Source organism: Paenibacillus sp. FSL L8-0494 (assembly GCF_038003695.1).
Classification (GTDB): Bacteria; Bacillota; Bacilli; order Paenibacillales; family Paenibacillaceae; genus Paenibacillus_AQ; species Paenibacillus_AQ odorifer.
Window position 1 is genome coordinate 593,377 of record NZ_JBBOPQ010000001.1, and the last position, 20,536, is coordinate 613,912.

Genomic DNA, 20,536 nt, shown 5'->3' on the forward strand with positions numbered 1-20,536 from the left:
CATTATCCCTCGTTTGTTTCTTCTACCATTAATATCACAAAGTGATTTTACAAGTGTTTGGGAATATGAAAAACCCCACCAGTTTAAGGTGGGGCTTTTGCTTACCAAGTATTATAGTTCGATTGATACTTAACTTGTTTATTCTCATAGCTCTCATTGGGGTAATCACGTCTGACAGACTGCAAGTAGCCTGAAATTGCAAATGCTGCAATAAGCCCTCCTATAATTCCTGTGATTAAGCTGAATGTTGAAAATCCGAATGTGGCAACTACTCCAATGGAAGACAATGCTACAAGCAATAGACTGAATATTTTCATCTTTATACACACCTCCATTTTGTATATGTAGTAATTTGAAAATTAAGATTGATACGTTACTATATTTGATCGGTTTCGATAAAAATAATAATATTTCAGCAAATCTTTAGACGGGCTTCATACTTATTTAAGCTAAGAGGATTATAGTAATCACATAACCCCCTTATAAAATAGATCTAGACCCTGCCGAAAGTGGTGGGGTCACTTTTTTGCACAGAGTGCATTTATAAATATGGATTTCTCCTTAAATCTACACAAAGAAGCGCCGCCCCTTTTGGAGAAGCCGCTTCTTTATAGTAGATTCTATTCTTTTTGCTCAATTCTTGATTTTGGTGATTTTTTTGGCGGTAACTTGTGCAGGGAATGAATCATCACTTACTTCAAAAAATACTTTAATCTCATCGCCTTTTTTATATTTAGAAGGTGCAATTTTATTTACCCAAATGGCTTGAGAGTACTCATTAGATTCGAGCACCTCCTTGTATTCCTTGTTCAAGTCTTCTTCTTTTAATTCGGAAATCACTAAAATTCTTTTATTTTCTACATCTATTGTATGTACAATTCCTTTCAAAACTTCATCATTCTTACTACAGGCGGTGACTAATAACAAAAAAAAAATAAGAGTCCATTTAATAGTAGTACGTGGTTTTTGAATCATGGACCTTCCCCTCTAGTGGTTACGACATTAGTTTAAAATCGGTTGCACAGGCATAGCATTTAGTACATTACCAATATAAGAATAAACAGCAGCATATCCATTATGACGACCTTTATTGATTCCCCTCGCACGCGGCAGTAACAATGTATCCTGAAATGCTTCCTGATGGTTTAGCCAAAAAATCACCATGATTAAACTAATTCGTACTTATAGTCATGTGCAAATTCTTTGAATGTAATGGGTCTTTTACCAAGTAATATTTGTAAATCGGGCGTGATTTTTTTGGCTAATCCAATTTTTGCAGTGAAGTAAATTCCAATCATAACAGTCACAAATTCTTTTTGAATTCCTTTTGTTAACATTTTATCTCTAAACTGAAGAACTGATGGATTAACATATTTGATTGTTTCTCCTAGCTCTTCAGATAAAATTTCAGCTACTTCATAGTAATCTAGCGCTTCAGTTCCCGTTAACGAGTAACCTTTATTTTCATGACCATTCTCAGTTAGGATTCTAGCTGTTACAGTACCGATATCACGAACATCGATAAAGCTAGTCTTGCCTTTTCCTGCGGGTACATAGATCTCCTTTTCTTTACGTAGCTCTTCCCCATGTTGAGAAATTAAGTTTTGCATGAAGAAACTTGGGCGTAAAAAAGTATATGGAATTCCTGATTTTTTAATGATTTTTTCAATTTTATGGTGTGGAACAATTGGGTTTTTCTCTACGCCCAATAGAGATAGAAACACAATGTGTTCAACTCCGACTTCCTTTGCGATATCTATGAGGGGTTGGAAATATTTTTTTGCGTCAGCTATATGAGGAGGGCGCAGTAAAAATAATTTTTTCACTCCTGTTAACGCTGGACGAAAAGAATCAGCATTTTCAAAATCAAAATAAACATACTCACTGTCTTTTCGATGGGAGGCAATTTTAAAAGGTGTTTCACTTTTCCTTAGTTCGTTAACCACTTCACGTCCTACATTACCGGTTGCCCCTGTGATTAGAATCATAAGTCTCACTTCCCTAACTAATATTTAAATAGATCGTTTTAAGCACGTTCATAAACGTGGACATTTCTTGTTCAGAAATATTTTTAAGTGCGTTATCCATGATTTCGTCACTAAGAACTTCTATTTGACTCTTAATTATCATTCCCGAATCTGTAATGAATACAAGATTTGATCGTTTATCATTTGGATTATCTCTAATGTCCAGAAGTCCTTTTGCTTTAAGTCGCTCGAGTATACCCGTTATTGTAGGGCGATCCGAGTAAGTTCGCTCTGCAATCATAGCTGGAGTTGTTCCTTCTAAATGAATAGATATATCTTTTAATACTGCCCATTGAGGAGCTGTTACATTATAAAGTAAAAGTTTTTTTGTTAAGCTTTTTTTCATTTCAAGACTTACTCTTATTAATAACTGTCCTGGGTTGTCCATAAATTAATTCCCCTCTTTATATAGTTTGCACACTAACTACTTGATTAGTATACAAACTATATTCTCCTTTATCAATTTTAATTATTTTATTTGTTTAAATTGTGGGGAGTTACAGGTGAATGTCAATAATATTGATATTTAGAACTTTTGTTTGTATATAATAAAAATGAATGTTCTTATTTTTAGAGGCGATCAATCATGGAAATGAGTATCGACCAAACGGTTGGGATTATTTATCAAGTCAAGGAGAGCAAGATTACACAACGCGAGATCGAGATCCGTGGCATCCGTGACAAACGTCCAACATAAACAAAGGGGATAAATATCATGCGGTGTATAACAATACGGCAGCCTTGGGCGACCTTAATTGCTCTTGGTGAAAAAGAGTTTGAAACTCGTTCATGGAGAACAGCCTACCGCGGCGAGTTAGGCATCCATGCCGGAATGAGGATTGACAAAAAGATTTGTGAACAGGAACCGTACAAATCAGTATTGGCGAAACATGGCTATACAGCGAATAATTTGCCGACAGGAGCTATTATTGCTACAGGTCAGCTCGCGGGATGTTATGTGGTTACTCCAGAGGTGGATTTAAGGGAATGGATCAATGGGAACGAATATGATTTTGGCGACTATAGCGAAGGACGTTTTGCCTGGAAGCTTGAAGAGGTTCACTCACTGCGCCATCCAATTCCAGCCAAAGGTCGGCTAAGCTTGTGGGAGCATTCGGATCACTTCTGAACGGCGAATGATATTTTTAATGTAATTTTTATGTGCCTATCAGCTTTTTTTCAGGTTCGAGGTATATATTGAAGACACCAAACACCCCCCAGTGTTTTGTGGTATATCTCTCTCAGGTCTTGCCAACTCCCATGGTAAGGCCTATTTTTTTGTTCACTAATTGATTGGGGGGAGAGTAGAGCGGCTTCTATACAGCTTTATTTAATCTGATACTGTTCTTCGTAACTCTTAAAAGAGGAAATATCCAGCCCTAGGTATCTGCGCATATGGATGGCAGCCTGAGCCGCAACAATGTCATTCAACAGCAGCATTCGTTCGTGATAGCCACGACATATATACTTGGCTTCAATTCCCGTATTAAGTCTGTTTTGCTCATACACCTTGATTCCCCGTCTTCTCATTTCTGCACGAACATCCCTTAGATCTGTTGTAGCTACTGCAGCAGCTGTTCCAAGCACCTCCAGATAAGGGGCGGGTGTTCGTAAGTGTGTAGATAAAATGGCGGAGTCCCGTTCGAAAGCTGATAAAATCATCGGAAGCAATAAATAAGATTTCACCAGCATGTTGTCCCTGCTTTCTGCTCTATGCATGAATCTCATCACCTCTAATAGGAACGTATATTCGTATTCTACCCCGATATTCCAAAAATAATCAATGGTATTTCTAAACAGCTTATCCAATGTGATTAAATTCACAACTAAATAACGAAGAATAAATTATATTAAAATTGTAATAATAAAAATTAATGTATCGGACGCACATAAAGGAGAATTATGATGGAAAAAGAGGGCAGCCTCCAGCGTGGATTGTTTTTTGGTTTAATTCTGAGTGTTCCCTTATGGATATCCATATTGGGCTATATACAGTTACTTTAAAATTTAATGAAAAACCTTATGCGAAGCGCCTTTAGGCGCTTTTTTTGTATGGTAATAATGAGGGGGATCATCGAAAGGAATTGATTGACAATTGTGGGTGTCGGGCGCTAAACTGTTATTAATTCAAAAAGTATTAAAAGTCATAGACGGTTATTGGAGAGAATGCTTCGGCTACCAGTTCTGGACTTGCAGTGTAATACATATATATAGTCATGATAATAGCAAACCGTCTGAAAGGGCGGGACGCAAAGTCCAGGAGTCTAAAGTGTCTTAAAGGCACAATGACCGTCCGACTGCCATGAGAAGGGAATTCCACTTCTTTTTGGCGGTCTTTTTTGTTGTTAGGTCCTTTAGAGTTTCTGGTAATTATTCTGATTAATATAAATCATAGTTTTAGGAGGTGTGCCATTTGAAAAGAAGAATAAGACCGTTACTCTCGCTTGTATTAGCTGGGATTTTGACGGTAGGTAGTGGGCTTTCCTCATTAGGAGCTGGAGTTGCTGGAGCTAGTAGTTCTTCTACATTGGGAATTGCAGGGGTCTACAACGTGTTTATTCTAGGGGATATAACAACGGTTTCGGATACGGAAGGAAGGTTTGCTGCTGGAGGTAACGTTAACTTAACCAACTATAGTGTTGGAGATAGGTTGACCGCTGCTGAGGTTTCCTTGACTGACACACTTGTTGTTGGAGGGAATCTTACTTTCAACGGAGGTACTGTTTATGGGAATATCGTGCACGGGGGAGATTTTTCAGGGAATGTAACGCTCCTCAAGGGAGGTACAAAAAGACAGGGGAGTACGATTGACTTTTCAGCCGTAGGTCAGTCTTTGAAGGACAAATCAGCAGAACTTGCAGCATTGCCGGCGAATGGAACAACAGTGTACCAATATGGCAGTCTTACCCTGACAGGTACAGATCCTGCGGTCAATGTTTTTAATGTTCCAGGAGATAACGTCTCTAATACCTATGGAATTACAATAAATGTTCCTTCAGGATCTACAGCAATTATTAATATTGATGGTTCTAACGTAAAAATGAAAAACTTCGGATTTCTACCTAATAACGTGTTGAACAGCAAGAAAATTTTGCTTAACTTTAGCCAAGCTGCGTATCTGGATATGGCAGGCATAGGTGTAATGGGAAGCATACTTGCCCCCTATGCTCATGTTGATTTTATTAATGGTCAGATTAACGGTACTTTAGTGGCGGCTTCACTCAAAGGGACTGGTGGTGGTGAATTTCACCACTATCCATACGATGGTGATGAACCTGGACCAACGCCAACAGTGACACCAACGCCAACGCCAACAGTGACACCAACGCCGACGCCAACAGTGACGCCGACGCCGACACCGACAGTGACACCAACGCCAACGCCGACAGTGACACCAACGCCAACGCCAACAGTGACACCAACGCCAACGCCGACAGTGGCACCAACGCCAACGCCGACAGTGACGCCAACACCAACACCATGTCCGACACCAACGCCGACAGTGACGCCAACACCGACGCCAACGCCTACGTCAACACCAACAGTGACGCCGACACCAACACCGACACCGACGCCGACAGTGACACCGACACCGACGCCGACACCAACACCGACGCCAATACCAACGCCGACGCCAACAGTGACACCGACGCCGACAGTGACACCAACACCGACGCCGACAGTGACACCAACGCCAACACCAACACCAACGCCGACGCCAACAGTGACGCCGACGCCGACACCGACACCGACACCAACACCGACGCCAATACCAACGCCGACGCCAACAGTGACACCGACGCCGACAGTGACACCAACACCGACGCCGACAGTGACACCAACACCGACGCCGACAGTGACACCAACGCCGACGCCAACACCAACACCAACGCCGACGCCAACAGTGACGCCGACGCCGACACCGACACCAACACCGACGCCAATACCAACGCCGACGCCAACAGTGACACCGACGCCGACAGTGACACCAACACCGACGCCGACAGTGACACCAACGCCGACGCCAACAGTGACGCCGACACCAACACCAACGCCGACGCCAACAGTGACGCCGACACCAACGCCAACGCCAGAAGCAACACCGACACCGACGGTAACACCAGAAGCAACACCGACACCGACGGTAACGCCTGAAGCAACACCGACACCGACGGTAACGCCAGAGGTAACACCGACACCGACGGTAACGCCTGAAGCAACACCGACACCGACAGTAACACCAGAAGCAACACCGACACCGACGGTAACGCCAGAGGTAACACCAACACCAGAGGTAACACCAACGTCGACACCAGAGACTTCGGTGTTACCGACACCAACGCCATCATCCGTAATTGGCACTATAGTTCTTGCAGAAGATCCTGTGCCGCTTGGGCCTGTAGCTTCTCCGACACCAGCGCCAGTACCAACACCGTCGAATAGCACAGAAGTACTTGTTGATGATGATGAGATCCCATTAGGCCCGGTACCGGCAGTGACACCAACGCCAACACCAACACCTGATGAAATCATCGTAGTGGACGATACGATCCCATTAGGTAAGCCACCTGTGAAGGAATTGCCAAAAACGGGTGAATCAAGTCCTGCACCTTACTATGTAGCAGGTTTAGGTTTTGCACTTATCGGATTATTAATGAGAACCAAGTTCTCCAAAAAGAATAAATAATAAACGGTAGAGCACAACATAGAGTCGCTTTCGGGGGGTGTCCCGATGGCGGCTCTATTTGTATGTCATGATTGCGATAGTTTGGTGCATTCTAAGTAGATGGTATACTCGTGTTGCAAAAGAAATGAAGAGGGGATGGCGAAGGCGAATTGATATGGTTCATTATTAGCGCTGTAATCATCATAGGGATTCTAATCTATGTGGGATTTTTCTTCTATGGTATTGCTATTAAACGAGCACCAAAGGTATTTCTAAGTAATAATCCTAATCTGAAGGCTGATCCTCCGGTTGCCGGAGCTTCTTGGGGGGAGGGGAAGGATTGGGTCTCTCGCCAGAGCTTCGAGAATATTGAGATCGTATCTGCAGATGGACTTAAACTAAGAGGTTTCTTACTCCAATCTAATCGTGCTGCGGGACGCACAGCCATTCTAGCCCACGGTTATTCAGGTAAAGCAAAGGATATGGGGGCGTACGCCAAAATCTACTACGAGAACTTAGGCTTTAACATCCTAATTCCCGATGCAAGGGGGCATGGAGATAGCGCAGGGGATTACATTGGTTTTGGTTGGCCGGAACGAAAAGATTATTTGCAATGGATTGAATACATGATTAAAAAGACTGGGTCTAGTGCTCAAATTGTGCTTCACGGTGTTTCTATGGGCGGTGCTACAGTGCTAATGACCTCAGGGGAAGATCTTCCGCCGCAGGTAAAAGCTATTGTTGCGGACTGCGCTTATACCTCAGTAAAAGCACAATTATCTTACCAACTACGGCGCATGTATCGTTTGCCAAGTTTCCCTTTCGTTCAAAGTGCAAGTCTAATCACCCGCTTGAAGGCGGGGTATGGTTTTGGTGAAGCCTCTGCATTAAAACAAGTGCGGAAAGCGAAGGTTCCGATTCTTTTTATTCACGGGGATGCGGATAACTTTGTACCTTTTGCTATGATGAATGAATTGTATGAGGCATGCCAGAGTCCAAAAGAGAGGCTCATAGTGCCGCAAGCGGGGCATGGATTGTCTTATGATACGGATAAGGCGGGGTATATAGATGTAGTAACAGCTTTTGTAAGCCGATATGTAAAATAAGTCCTGAACGTAGACAGCGCCCGATATCCGCTAGGTAGCGGTTATCGGGCGCCTATATTTTTCCACACATGACGTAGTCCTTGAATAAGGATCGTACCGTCATGCTTTCTCGTTATATTCATCCCCCGCCGTTCGTGAGTAACGGGTGTCTTGATTCCTTGTTATTTCCAGCAGCCGTGTGGCGAGAATAATCCTTCCAATACGACAAAAGCCCTACCTCTCTTTTGCCCTTGCGGCTCCATTGACCGCGCCAGTGTGAATCGGAATGCTATATTTCGAATTTAATCTCATAAAAAGGAAGAGTACTGCAAGAAAACATAAAGCCTCTTTGTCCAAAATGCCGATGTGTATAATAGTCGGCCTGACATCTTCTTGGTGGGGATATTCAATATATCGAAAAACAAATACCATATAAATATAACACACTATTGTTTAAAAGGCAAATATAATAATGAATTCCAAGATAAGGTTTATTTGATTCTAGAGAGAAACAAACCTCGATAGGGAGCGCTTAGATTTCGAAAGTAACTTAAATTGGGTTAATTGTGAATTATTCCGGAAAAGCTAGTAAACCAGAGGAGATGGGCGATCTCGGTGCAAATGGGCTAAAATGTAAGTTGGATATTTTTGCAAACGCTACAAACTACAACTGAAAATGCCAGAGACGAAGGGCTTGTGTCTGCTGGGGTTATTTTGCGTGCCTATTTTGTGAACAGCTCTCTAAAACTGACAATAAACTCCAACATTGATTGAAGGATTGAGGGTAGACCGTTATAATTAATAAGTCTGGATTTTAATTAAAAAATAAGGGAGATTTTTATGAAACGCGCAGATGTGTGGCTGATTTCCATCGTATTGATTGCTGCGCTCGCTTTTCTCGTACCGAGATGGTTTTCGGACAATGATGACAAAGGTGGGGCCGGTAAAAATCTCATAGCCAATGTAACGGTGGACGGTGAGTTATTTAAAACGGTAAAGCTTACAAAAGAAGAACAAACCATTGAGGTCCGCACGGAACGCGGCTATAACATTTTGAAGGTGCATGATTACGGGATTGAAATGTACGATGCCGATTGCGCTGATAAAGTTTGCCTAGGTTTTGGTTTTATTACCCTGCCCAAACAGACGATTGTCTGTCTACCGCATAGAGTATTAGTCGAAATCACCAGTGCGTCGGGGGAGGATGATATAGATGCCTATGTCCAGTAGTGAATCTGCAACAGCTTTAAAAAGAACAGTGATTATTGCGATTTTCGCCGCAGTGGCAGTAGTGTTAAGTTTAATAGAGGCACAGATTCCGTTATCCGGGATGGGACTGGTGCCGGGTGCTAAGCTCGGACTGGCCAACATTATGATTTTGACTTGTATTTACTTTTTACGTGGACGGGATGCTTTCCTGCTTGTCATCCTCAAAACACTGCTTACTGCATTTCTGCTAGGTACCTTCTCAAGCTTGCTGTTTAGTTTATTTGGTTCACTTTTTAGCTTTGTTGTTATGTTTGTGCTGATGCTGATTAGTGGCAAAGGTAAGAGTATAAGCTTGATCGGAATTAGTATAGCTGGTGGGGTTGCACATAATATCGGTCAGCTGCTGGCAGCTTCTATGGTATTTGCATCACTTAGTATTTTTTATTATCTTCCCATGCTGCTGATCACTGGGGTAGTAACAGGAATTGCCGTGGGCTATGCAGTCCGTTATTTGGTGGCGTCATTGTCAAAAATATCGCTGTTTGAAGAATTTTTGGACTGATTAGTCACATCAGCGGAAGGATGACTAACATGAATGAATCATACGAAGGTCAAGACTTAGAGGGAGAAGGACAAGCAGTCATCTCTCTGGATGGGGTATCGTTTGGCTATGATCCCGAGCATCCGATTCTTCAAAATATAACGTTATCTATCTCACAAGGACAATGGGTCAGCTTGGTTGGTCCTAATGGCTGCGGGAAGTCTACGTTGGTCAAGTTGCTTAATGCTCTGCTGCCTAAGGGGGCTGGTGAGATTGAGGTTAGTGGCATGCTGCTTAGTGAGGAAACGATCGGAAGCATTCGGCAATGTATCGGAATGGTGTTCCAAAATCCAGATAATCAGTTTATTGGAGCCACTGTAGAGGAAGATATCCTATTCGGCCTGGAAGGGCTTTGTTTGCCGTACGAAGAGATGGCTGAACGTTTGCACTCCTATACGACAAGACTAGGAATAAATCATCTGTTGTCCAAGCATCCGGGTGAGCTGTCGGGAGGCCAAAAGCAGCGTGTTGCTATCGCTTCCATTCTTGCTATGGAACCAGGCATCGTCATTTTTGACGAGGCCTCTTCTATGTTGGATGAAGGAAGCAGAAATGACCTTCTCGGCATTCTGCAGGATATGCGGGCAGAAGGGAAGTACACGATCCTCATGATTACGCATGATGCAGATGAGATTTTGGCATCGGATCGGGTGCTTGCGCTGCATGGAGGTAGTTTGGCTGCAGATGTTACACCGGCGGAGTTGTTCCGGAACGAGGAGCTTCTGGAAAAATGCCATCTGCGTGAACCTTATCCTTGGCGCCTTGCACGCGAGCTGCAGAACCAGGGTATTCATGTGGATGTTCCGATCAGTGAAAAGGAGCTTATAGACACGTTATGGCCATAGAATTACAGCAAGTAAGTTACACCTACGCTGACCGAAGCCTCTGGAAGCTGACGGCGCTCCGGGACATTAACCTCAGTGTACCCATTGGCTCGATGGTTGGTATTGCGGGGGCGACGGGCTCAGGTAAATCGACGCTGCTGCAAATGTTTAACGGGATACTGAAACCAACCGAGGGTACGGTAAAAGTGCTTGATGTAACCATTCAGGCTGGTGAGAAGTCCCCTAAGCTAATGCCACTGCGCCGCCGAGTCGGATTGGTATTTCAATTTCCGGAGCAGCAGATGTTCGAAGATACGGTCGAAAAGGATCTCATTTTCGGTCCCCTTAATTTCGGTATGAGTCTCGATGAGGCAAAGTCACGTGCACGTCAGGCCATGTCAGATATGGGGCTGGATCTCGCGTTGCTGGAGCGGAATCCTTTTCAATTGAGCGGTGGACAAATGCGTAAGGCGGCTATCGCTTCCGTGCTAGCTATGGACCCGGAGGTCATCGTTCTGGATGAGCCCACGGCAACGCTTGATCCCATTAGCCGTGCAGAGCTAATCAGCTTGCTGGAGCGATTATGCCGTGAGCAGGGCAGAACGATCATTATCGTTACGCATCGGATGGATGAGTTATTGCCCTATGCGGACAGCTGGGTTGTACTTAAAGAGGGCAGCACGGCGTTTCAGGGCAGTGTAAAGGCACTTGCAGGTGATCCTTCGATTCTGGAACAGTGTGGTTTGACGGTTCCGCAGTCCCTTCGTTACTGGCGTGCAGTTGCTGATCATTTAGGTCTTGTGGATGAAGTCCCCCGCTTGACGGCTGAGAGTCTGGCAGAGCTTATAGCTTCGCTGCCAGCGGAATCAATAAGCACTGGTAAGCCCGATGGAAAGAGGGATGACCATGAATGAGAAACTGATCTTAGGTCGGAGTATTGAGACCGGTTCGTGGGTGCACAAGCTGGATGCTCGTGCCAAAATCACTGGCATGCTATTATACGTAGCTGTTATCCTGCTCTCACGTTCGTGGATGGCCATGGCTGTGTTGGCTATTTTTTCGATAGCCGTTATGGCTTCCACGCGGATTCCGCTTAAATACTTCCTGAAAGCAGCTAAGCCTTTACGTTATTTAATGTTATTTATCTTTATTGTGCAGGTGGTGTCTGTGAAGACAGGGGAGGTAGTGCTGACTCTTGGTTCCTGGTCTATCTATGAGGGAGGGCTAAGATTAGGGGCATTTTCGGTCATCCGCATGTTCTTTCTTATCACCTTTACAGCGCTTCTGACCTTCACAACAACGCCGGGGAAGCTGAATCAAGGGTTGGAGGGGATCTTGACACCCTTCAAAAAGCTTGGCTTATCCCCTGACCGTATCACGCTGATGATCAGCATTTCACTTCGTTTCATTCCTACGATTCTAGATGAATCGCAGATCATAATGAAGGCGCAGGCCTCAAGGGGAGCTGATCTAAAAGAGCTGCCTTTGAAGGAAAAGGGACGGATGTTAGTCTCCCTGCTGGTCCCGATTATCGCCAGTGCTTTTAGGCGTGCTCAGGATCTGGTGTATTCCATGGAAGCCCGCGGTTTTCGCATGGATGCTCCCCGCAGTCGGTATCACCGCCTAAGGTGGGGCAAATTCGATACTGTTTTTATTGGGATGTTTGTGGTCATGGGAATTGCAGTAGCTTTGTTATAATACTCATTCCCTATTAGTAGTATCAACTTGGGAGGGAACTTGAATGGCACGTTATTTTAACGGTAGAGAAATTGAATTACTCGCACCCGCAGGAACGTTTGAGATTTTCAAGGAAGTGATCCAATCACGGTGTGATGCAGTTTATTTTGGTGGACCTGTATTGAATATGAGAATGATGCGCAAAGGTTATAATCTTACTCATGAAGAGATCGTAGAGGCACTTGATATCGCACACCGTCTAGACAAAAAAGTGTATATCACTGTGAATAATCTTTTTAGTGAGGAAGATGTGGAAGAAGCTAGAGAATACCTGCGTTTTCTTGATAGTGCTCGGCCGGATGCCTTGATTGTTCAGGATATGGCAGTATTGGAGCTTATTCGGGAGATGGAGCTTAACCTTCCTATTCACTCTTCAGTAATGATGAATGTTCACAACCTGGAGATGATCTATGCGCTGCGTGATCTGGGTGTAACTCGTGTAGTTACCTCGCGGGAAATGGATCTGCAGACAGCTAAGCTGCTTGGTCAGCGGAGTGGCATGGAGCTGGAATATTTTATTCATGGAGATATGTGCTCTGTGCATGGTGCAAATTGTTACTTTAGTTCCCATGTTTTTGGTATGAGCAGCAACCGGGGGAAATGTATGAAGCCTTGCCGCTGGGATTATCGGGTTAAAAAAGACGGATATGTATATCCTGCTGAATATCCACTGGCTGTCAAAGATATGTTTATGTATGAGCATCTTCCGGAATTGATTGAATCAGGCATTACTTCTTTTAAAATTGAGGGCCGTATGCGTGATAAGGAATTTATGGTGATGCTGGCGAATAGCTACGGCGAAGCCATTGACCGATATATCGATGATCCGATTGGTTTTGATCGTACGGTTGATACCAAAGAACTGTACAACAACCGCAAGCGCGACTTTTCGACAGCTTATGCTTTTGGTAAACCAGGGTTAGCTAATATCAACCGTCGTTATGAAGGTACGGGCAAATTCTATAGCACTGGAAAAGTATTTAGCACACCAACCGCAGAACGTGAGCTATCTGAAAAACGTGTAGAGGAATTGCGGGAACGTTTGGCGCAAGAAAAGAAGCCTAAGACAACAAAAGCGAAGCTGGCTGTACGTGTGAATAATGTGGAACAGGCGCGCGTAGTATTGGAACTGGGTGTGGATAGTCTGTATTTGCCGGGCGATGTATTTGAACCGGACAGACCTTTTACAAAACGTGATATTAAGGAACTTGGTGAACTAAAAGGCGATAGCAAAATATATTTAGGGTTGCCACGCATGATGACCGAGCTGCATTTCGATCAATATGATCAATTGCTTGGTGGAGAACGCTTGCCGATCGACGGTATAATCGTTACTAATTTGGGAGCGATTCGCAGATACAGCTCTACAGGTTATCCGTTAATTGGAGATGGTAGTTTAAATGTCTACAATCATCTTTCCGCCCAATTATATGCAAAATTAGGTTTGACTCAGCTTTCGGTTTCACCGGAAATGACGCTGGAGCACTTTGCTACCTTTGCCTCACGTTGTGACACGCCTTTGGAAGTTGTTGTACATGGTACACCTGCACTAATGTATATGGAACATGATCTTTATGAGAATACTGAAGTAATGGAACCTATCGCTGAAGAGGATAATCAATATGTGCACAATAATGTATTGGTTCTAAAAACAGACAAAGGTGAAAATCCGGTATATCGTGATCAGCACGGCCGTTGCCATCTTTTGTTCGCAAAAGAGCTCTGCTATTTACCGTTACTTGGTGAGATGATTGATCTAGGCATATCTAGCTTCCGTATTGAAGGAGCGACGTATAGTGCTCAGCAGTTGCGTGAAATTATAATTTCTTATCAACAAGCTATGAATCGTACTGAAGTGAAAGATGACATGCTAGGTGGTCTTGAGCCCATTTATGCGGGTTATACTCTAGGTTCGCTGCAATTTAACTAATTCTATTTTTTGGGACAAAATATCGTCTGCTAGTAAGAAGAATGCACAGTACTCTATCAATAAGTTACTATTTTCACAAGAAGAGAGGGAATCAATCATGGAACAGCAAGAATTCATCGGAAGAGAAGCCGTAGCGGCGAAGCGTAAGCAATATTTCTATCCGTGTACACAGCATTTTTACCGCGATGCGCCTCAGCTTGTGCGAGGTTCGATGCAGTTTGTGTATGATGAAAATGGCAAACAATATACAGATTTCTTCGCAGGTGTATCTGTAGTCGCTTGTGGGCACTGCAATCCAGCCATAACTGGACGTACGATTGAGCAATTGCAGCAGCTGCAGCATACGTCTACGATCTATTTAACTCAGCCAAATGTGGATTTGGCTGAACGTCTGGAAGAGGTTATGCCAGGCGGTCTACGCCGAACCTTCTTCGTGAACAGCGGCTCAGAGGCTAATGAAGGGGCGTTGCTGCTCGCCCGGATGTATACAGGACGTAAGGGGTTCATTGCATTGGAGAGTGGTCTACACGGCCGTACCAATCTAACTATGAGTGTGACAGGACTGCCGATGTGGCGTACCGATAAATACTTGGATCATGACGTTGAGTTTATTCCTCGCCCATATCATCCAGAACTATCTCTGGAGGAAGCCGCTGCACTCTCCCTGGAATCTCTGGAGCGAGTGCTTGAGGAGAAGGGGAATACTATCGCTGCAATGATCGTAGAGCCAATCCAAGGCAATGGTGGTATGATTATGCCAACGCCAACCTACTTCAGTGAGGTCAAAATGTTGCTGGAGAGATACGGCGTACTTCTGATCGCTGATGAAATTCAAACTGGATTTGGTCGTACAGGCAAAATATTTGCTATGGAGCATTTTGACGTAGTGCCCGATATTATAAGTATGGCTAAGGCACTGGGGAATGGAATTCCGGTTGCGGCTTTTGCGACAACGGATGAGATTGCACTTGCGCTGAACCGTCCGTCGGCTTCAACCTTTGGAGGCAATCCGGTATCTGCTGCAACAGCACTGGCTGTGCTTGATTATATTCGCGATGAACGGCTTCCTGAACGCTCAGTGCTGCTCGGAGAACAATTGAAAGCAGGGCTAAAGACCCTTCAAGAGCGTTATCCTTCGCTTATTGTGGATGTCCGGGGAATTGGGCTTATGTTGGGAGCGGAGCTTGCTGGTGAGAATGCTGAAGGCTCTGCGGCGCTTACAGATCAAGTGCTGGAAGCGATGAAAGACAGAGGATACCTGATCGGCAAAAATGGCATAGGACGCAACGTACTAGCCTTTCAACCGCCGATGATTATTACGGAAGAGGATATCGACGGGCTGCTTAACAACCTGAATGAAGTCCTTGCGGAGCTTAATGTCTAATACAATGAATTTCAAGTAGCGAAGAAAGAGGAAAACGAATGGCTATTCTAAACATTTTTAAAACTGCAGGCCTAAAGCTGAAAATGTTCAGTGAACTGGTGATGTTCTCTCATACACTTTTTTCGCTGCCGTTTGCCATTATCTCTATGGTGTGGGCCGCTGGGGGCTGGCCATCAGGGCATGTAATGATCTGGGGTCTGATTGCATTGATCGGTGCCCGTAATGGCGCTAATGCATTCAATCGGCTGGCAGACCGTACGTTTGATGAACAGAATCCTCGTACGGCACATAGGCATTTGCCACAACGGTTACTGGCAGAAAAAGAAGTGGTTGTCTTTGTTATTGTCAATTATGCCATCTTTATTGTGGCTTCAGGCATGCTGAACTTGCTCTGCCTGCTCTTATCGCCGGTAGCAATCGTATTGATATCGACTTATTCTTATACAAAACGTTTCACCTTTCTCAGCCATTTATATTTAGGCTTTGTCATTGCTTCCGCGCCGATTGGTGCATGGTTTGCCGTAACCGGAAATATCGCATTTACACCGTTTGTGATCGGAACGGTAGTTATGCTCTGGATTGCCGGATTTGATATTATCTACGGCACTCAGGACATTGAATTTGACCGGCGGCATGGGTTATGGTCTATTCCGAGCTTCTTTGGATTAGAGAATGCGCTGCGTATCGCCAAAGGTCTACATTTCATTATGATTATGCTGCTATTATTCCTATACGTATGGCAGGATCTCGGCTGGATGTATCTGGTTGGGATTGGCATCGCTACATTGCTCCTGATGACCGAGCATAAGATTATAAAACCTTCGAATCGTAAGCTGATGAAGGTGGCTTCTTATAATCTAAATCAGGTAATCAGCATAGTGATATTATTGTGTACGCTGATTGATTTTTTCTATGTTAGTTAGGGAGCTGGCTTTGGTGAGCCGGCTGGCTGACATTGGCGCATTGCCCGCAAACTAACAATAAAAGACAATAGCCTACCCAAAAGGGGTAGGCAAAGGAATCGGAAAGCTGGCTACGCTAGCTTTCCTTTTTTGTGTTAACTCGCTCCCCGCTCTGTAAGGGGGAAGCTAAATGCAAAGATTAGGGAAAACCTCCCTAATCTTATTGCGTTTATTATCTTTAAACTCTGTTTTAGGGAATTTCTCCCTGAAATATAGCTGGTTACTCTTAAAAGCATGCTAAAGTGGACTTTATTAGGGAGGTTTTCCCTAATATCGTAGTTTTCGAGCGATTAGTAGCTAATTTTAGGGAGGTTTTCCCTAATTATATCCGATGGAGTAGAATGACTAAATTAGCTCATGTGCGCTACGCTGCGTTTGCGTGTTAGCTTGTCTTGTTGAAGCGGAAAAATATCGGTTTGAATTTGCGACAAGATCAATGAAATGATGTGTTTAAATCAAAAAAACGGATACCCCCAAGTGAATGGGAGGTATCCGTTTTTATTTGTATTAGAACGTACGCTTTAGCGATCACGGTCCGCAAAATATTGCAGCAACGTTTCCAGATCAGCATGTGCCGGGTAGGAGGAGAGCTGCTGCACAATAGCTGCAGCTTTATCCAGATAGTTCTGGCTGACCCGTTCAGCGCGAGCGAGGGCATCGCTATTGTTAATTAGGGTGAGCACATGTGCTACTTCAGCGTCGGAAGAATCCGGGCCGATTGCACGGATCACAGGCGAGAGCTTAGGGTCCTGCAAGGCGTACAGCACTGGCAGGGTGACCTGACCATGTCGCAGGTCGCTACCGGCAGGTTTGCCTAGGACATCGGCGGACTGTGTGAAATCTAGCAAGTCATCTTGTATCTGAAAGGACATCCCTAAGGCTTCTCCAAAATTATAAAGGAGATTGGCAACTTCTTCGGTGCTTTCAGTGGACAAAGCACCAACCCGTAAGCAGGTTGCCATAAGAAGAGCGGTTTTGTTTAAGGATTTCTCCAAATACTGATCCATTGTAATTTCATAATCAAAAGCATGTTCCATTTGCTGATATTCACCCAGGCACAGCTGAGCGGTGGCTACAGAGGATAAGTCATGAACGTATCTGTTTTTATCTCCTGTATATTTGCTCAGCAGCTCGATGACCCGAGCGGACATGTAATTACCAACATGTACTGCTGACAATGTACCCGTCTTAATATGTAAGGCGGGTACGCCCCGCCGTAACTCTGAACGGTCAATGATATCATCATGAATTAATGAGGCGGCATGAATAAATTCAGCAGCAGCAGCTAATTGAAGCGCTCTGCGGCCGGTATCCTTACGGCCAAACCGACTGCCAACAATGACCATGAGGGGACGAAGGCGTTTACCACCGGAATTTATAAGCTCTAGAACACTTTGCGCGAGCTGAGATTTCTTAGGTACATCTTTATCACGCGCCACAAGGTTTACGATTTCGCGGTTGATTTCATTTATGTCTATATTTAAGGCCTCATGCAGCTTCATTTATGGATCCCACCTGTCAAATGGCTTTGCTTGTGCGATTACGCTGTCTGCACTCTTGGATCAAGAACTCTTCGATTCCAGTAGCTGGATCATGTTCCGCGAAGTCTCCATTTGACCGTCTAATCTGCATTTTTTTGATCGAAGGAGCTAGATAAGCAACTAAGTCGAGCTCACGGCATTTCACCGCAAACTGCAGGTAAAAGCTATACAAATAATCTCCATCCAAAATGTTGCGTGTAAGGTCGGGATGATGTGGGATACATTCCATATGGCGCTCTGCTGCCAAAGTGAGAATAGTGTAAATACCCAGCAAATTGACTTTGCGGCTGTATTCCAGATCATGGCGTTCCAGTACCGAGATTAACTGTTCACATGCAGCCGGAGAGGGCTGAAGCTCAATTCCGGCAATAGGTGACATTTCAGTATGCAACAACCGGAGGGTATCTTCTATGAGTTGTTTGTTCACAAGATTCTCTCCTTCTTGTCGGTTTTGCCGGAAGAAACCATACCCCGATCATCCCTACAAAACCATTCATTCAAGAAAAAACCACCATTTCCTAGGATTAGGAAGGTTATTTTCTTCTTGTAAATAAGGAGAGTAATGTGTCCTAGGGACACATTACTCTGAAGTATATCCATATTTAACCCTAATAAAATACAATTTGCACATATGTTCTATATGATAAATTACACTAATTCAGGGTTTTATTATCAGTCGGTGTATAGATACCATCGTCTGACGAGCGGAATTCTCTTCCACTGTTTCTTAAGCCAAGGAAGTACATAATAGTCTAGACCAAGTGTGCTTCCTGATCCGCCGATGCAGGCAATACCAGCAGCAACGTACCATAACATTTCTGTCGATGCCATTTTGGTTGACCAAATCATGACCGACATGGCGACAGTCGCTATAGAAGCGAGTGCAGTGAAGAGACCAACGATGAGCATAATACCGAAGACGATTTCTGCACATACCATACCGATTTGGAACCATTTCGCGAGGAAAGTGTAACTTCCGTCGTTGTTGTAGAACATCAAATCCATGAACCAGTTTGTAATGTTGTATACGAAGTTAGGTACAGGCAACGCTTCAACAGCTTCTTTTGCAGTGGATACTGCTGAAGCTGCAGATTGTGCATCTACGGTGTCTTTAACTGCATCTACTGCAACACTGGCTGCTGATGAAGCATCCGTTGCAAAAGGAGCAGCTGGAATCAAGAAAATCTTATCTGGATCTTTCCAAATCTTTTGGATCTTCTCAATACCTTCGTATAACCACATACCACCAAGTAGAACACGAAGTGGTACGAGCCAGAAATTAGGTGAACGTTTGGAGAAGTGACCACCCAAGAAGCTCTTGCGGTTCTCAACATGGAAGAACTCATGCATCATATATGTCCATACTTTATTGAATCCGACAACCTGAGACAGGTAGAACATATTAATAAAGTGTTTGGATAGCATTGCCATGAATCCAGTAAGCATAAAGAACTTACCTGGCAGACCAACGTTTGCTACACCGTAGCGGCTACCAATGGAGACCATTGTACCGTGGAAACCTGGTTTGTAAGCTTTTTTAGCAGTGTTCTGAATGTCAGCGGCAATGTTGCCAGCAACAATCGGAGCTGCTTGTTCAGCGTTCTCAACCATTTGTGGTACAGGACGAGTTTCACCTTCAGGAATGTAGAAAATGTTGTCCCCTACTACGTAAACGTTCTTATGATCTACACTTTCCAGGTTCTCATTCGTAACAATCCGTTTGCGGCCTTGTTGTTGTACTTCAAGTCCACCAACGATTTCGGAGCCTTCAACACCAGCAGTCCAAACAATTGTTTGGGAATCGACAACGTTTTTCTCACCAAGTGCAACACTACCATTGCCTACTTCGGTGATTTTAGCGCCAGTCACGATTTCTACGTTCAGCTTACGAAGGCGAGCTTCAGCTTTTTGAATCAGCTTATCTGGAAGGATAGGCAGAATCTTCGGAGCCATATCAGCCACAATCAGTCTTACTTCGGATGGGTCGATAAAGAACTCCTTGCATAATTCCTCGCGTTGTTCAGCCATTTCACCAACTAGCTCGACACCAGTAAAGCCGGCACCGATAATAACGAAGGTTAGCATAGCACGACGTACAGCTGGATTTTTCTCCATAGCCGCTTTGGTATACATATCGCGGATTTGACGTTTCAATGCTACCGCATCATCGTAAGACCAGAAGGAGAAGGTGTTTTCTTCTGCGCCTGGAATGCCGAAGAAGGTTGGTTTGCTACCTGTGCCGATTACAAGGTAATCGTAAGCGTAGGTAGCTTTATCCGATTTAAGTTTTCTGCTTTTGAAATCGATATTGCTGATCTCATCAAGAACAACATCTACTTTAAGGCCCGCAAAAATCTTCTTAAGATCGATCTTGATTGAATCCTCTGGAGCACGGTTCGCGGCAACCTCATGCAGCTCAGTCAATAGAGTGTGATATGGATTCCGGTCGATCAGTGTAATTTCAACATCTTTGTTTTTCTTAAATTTCTTTGCCAGTTTTTTAGCCGTGAGTACGCCGCCGTAGCCGCCGCCCAAAATGACTATTTTCTTCAAGAGAAATTCACCTCATT

Annotated in this window: 19 protein-coding genes and 1 riboswitch; of the genes, 11 read left to right on the plus strand and 8 right to left on the minus strand. The window is 44.1% G+C overall.

Annotated elements, in window-relative coordinates; translation table 11 throughout:
- Positions 1 to 101 precede the first annotated feature (101 nt).
- From NYE35_RS02740 to NYE35_RS02755, 4 genes are all read right to left on the minus strand, one after another.
- Complete coding sequence (locus tag NYE35_RS02740) at positions 102 to 317, minus strand: hypothetical protein (RefSeq protein WP_036682571.1); 216 nt, start codon at positions 315 to 317, stop codon at positions 102 to 104.
- A 316-nt stretch (positions 318 to 633) separates the two neighbouring features.
- Complete coding sequence (locus NYE35_RS02745; RefSeq protein WP_094902047.1) at positions 634 to 975, minus strand: DUF3221 domain-containing protein; 342 nt, start codon at positions 973 to 975, stop codon at positions 634 to 636.
- A gap of 191 nt (positions 976 to 1,166) precedes the next feature.
- The gene (locus NYE35_RS02750) at positions 1,167 to 1,988 is read right to left on the minus strand and encodes an SDR family oxidoreductase (protein ID WP_036682566.1); all 822 of its coding nucleotides are present in this window, start codon (positions 1,986 to 1,988) and stop codon (positions 1,167 to 1,169) included.
- A 13-nt stretch (positions 1,989 to 2,001) separates the two neighbouring features.
- Complete coding sequence (locus NYE35_RS02755; protein WP_036682564.1) at positions 2,002 to 2,415, minus strand: MarR family winged helix-turn-helix transcriptional regulator; 414 nt, start codon at positions 2,413 to 2,415, stop codon at positions 2,002 to 2,004.
- Positions 2,416 to 2,742: 327 nt separating this feature from the next.
- On the opposite strand from NYE35_RS02755, the gene NYE35_RS02760 reads away from it, so the two are divergent.
- Positions 2,743 to 3,156: an ASCH domain-containing protein gene (locus tag NYE35_RS02760; protein WP_076101343.1), complete on the plus strand. Its 414-nt coding sequence runs from the start codon at positions 2,743 to 2,745 to the stop codon at positions 3,154 to 3,156.
- Positions 3,157 to 3,353: 197 nt separating this feature from the next.
- On the opposite strand, the gene NYE35_RS02765 is transcribed toward NYE35_RS02760, so the two are convergent.
- Positions 3,354 to 3,746, minus strand: a complete 393-nt coding sequence (locus NYE35_RS02765; protein ID WP_051491249.1) for a hypothetical protein — start codon at positions 3,744 to 3,746, stop codon at positions 3,354 to 3,356.
- 495 nt (positions 3,747 to 4,241) lie between these two features.
- Positions 4,242 to 4,332: riboswitch (cyclic di-GMP riboswitch) on the plus strand.
- A 108-nt stretch (positions 4,333 to 4,440) separates the two neighbouring features.
- Here NYE35_RS02765 and NYE35_RS02770 point away from each other — a divergent pair.
- The 10 genes from NYE35_RS02770 (at position 4,441) to NYE35_RS02815 (ending at position 16,386) form a co-directional block, all read left to right on the plus strand.
- Positions 4,441 to 6,714 carry a choice-of-anchor A family protein gene (locus NYE35_RS02770; protein ID WP_341120101.1) on the plus strand — a complete coding sequence of 758 codons (2,274 nt, stop codon included), beginning with the start codon at positions 4,441 to 4,443 and terminating at the stop codon, positions 6,712 to 6,714.
- A 149-nt stretch (positions 6,715 to 6,863) separates the two neighbouring features.
- A complete protein-coding gene (locus NYE35_RS02775) occupies positions 6,864 to 7,799 on the plus strand; it encodes an alpha/beta hydrolase (RefSeq protein WP_305953821.1) in 936 nt (311 codons plus the stop codon).
- A gap of 819 nt (positions 7,800 to 8,618) precedes the next feature.
- A complete protein-coding gene (locus tag NYE35_RS02780; RefSeq protein WP_036681022.1) occupies positions 8,619 to 9,008 on the plus strand; it encodes a NusG domain II-containing protein in 390 nt (129 codons plus the stop codon).
- Entirely contained in the window at positions 8,992 to 9,549 is a 558-nt protein-coding gene (locus NYE35_RS02785) for a Gx transporter family protein (protein WP_094902653.1), read from the plus strand. Before NYE35_RS02780 ends, NYE35_RS02785 begins: the two co-directional genes overlap by 17 nt.
- 29 nt (positions 9,550 to 9,578) lie before the next feature.
- Positions 9,579 to 10,433 (plus strand): ATP-binding cassette domain-containing protein, encoded by an 855-nt coding sequence (locus tag NYE35_RS02790; protein WP_051491165.1) that lies wholly within the window; start codon positions 9,579 to 9,581, stop codon positions 10,431 to 10,433.
- The gene (locus NYE35_RS02795) at positions 10,424 to 11,326 is read left to right on the plus strand and encodes an ATP-binding cassette domain-containing protein (protein WP_094902651.1); all 903 of its coding nucleotides are present in this window, start codon (positions 10,424 to 10,426) and stop codon (positions 11,324 to 11,326) included. Before NYE35_RS02790 ends, NYE35_RS02795 begins: the two co-directional genes overlap by 10 nt.
- Positions 11,319 to 12,110: an energy-coupling factor transporter transmembrane component T family protein gene (locus tag NYE35_RS02800; RefSeq protein WP_036681014.1), complete on the plus strand. Its 792-nt coding sequence runs from the start codon at positions 11,319 to 11,321 to the stop codon at positions 12,108 to 12,110. Before NYE35_RS02795 ends, NYE35_RS02800 begins: the two co-directional genes overlap by 8 nt.
- A gap of 43 nt (positions 12,111 to 12,153) precedes the next feature.
- Positions 12,154 to 14,079 (plus strand): peptidase U32 family protein, encoded by a 1,926-nt coding sequence (locus tag NYE35_RS02805; protein WP_094902649.1) that lies wholly within the window; start codon positions 12,154 to 12,156, stop codon positions 14,077 to 14,079.
- Between the two features lie 97 nt (positions 14,080 to 14,176).
- A complete protein-coding gene (locus tag NYE35_RS02810) occupies positions 14,177 to 15,463 on the plus strand; it encodes an aspartate aminotransferase family protein (RefSeq protein ID WP_076103873.1) in 1,287 nt (428 codons plus the stop codon).
- A 38-nt stretch (positions 15,464 to 15,501) separates the two neighbouring features.
- Positions 15,502 to 16,386, plus strand: coding sequence for a UbiA-like polyprenyltransferase (locus NYE35_RS02815; RefSeq protein ID WP_036681005.1), 885 nt, complete (start codon positions 15,502 to 15,504; stop codon positions 16,384 to 16,386).
- Between the two features lie 560 nt (positions 16,387 to 16,946).
- On the opposite strand, the gene NYE35_RS02820 is transcribed toward NYE35_RS02815, so the two are convergent.
- The 3 genes from NYE35_RS02820 to NYE35_RS02830 form a co-directional block, all read right to left on the minus strand.
- Positions 16,947 to 17,927 (minus strand): polyprenyl synthetase family protein, encoded by a 981-nt coding sequence (locus NYE35_RS02820; RefSeq protein WP_036682537.1) that lies wholly within the window; start codon positions 17,925 to 17,927, stop codon positions 16,947 to 16,949.
- A 16-nt stretch (positions 17,928 to 17,943) separates the two neighbouring features.
- Positions 17,944 to 18,393 (minus strand): hypothetical protein, encoded by a 450-nt coding sequence (locus NYE35_RS02825; protein WP_036682535.1) that lies wholly within the window; start codon positions 18,391 to 18,393, stop codon positions 17,944 to 17,946.
- A gap of 245 nt (positions 18,394 to 18,638) precedes the next feature.
- Positions 18,639 to 20,519 carry an FAD-dependent oxidoreductase gene (locus NYE35_RS02830; protein ID WP_036682533.1) on the minus strand — a complete coding sequence of 627 codons (1,881 nt, stop codon included), beginning with the start codon at positions 20,517 to 20,519 and terminating at the stop codon, positions 18,639 to 18,641.
- Between the last annotated feature and the right edge of the window lie 17 nt (positions 20,520 to 20,536).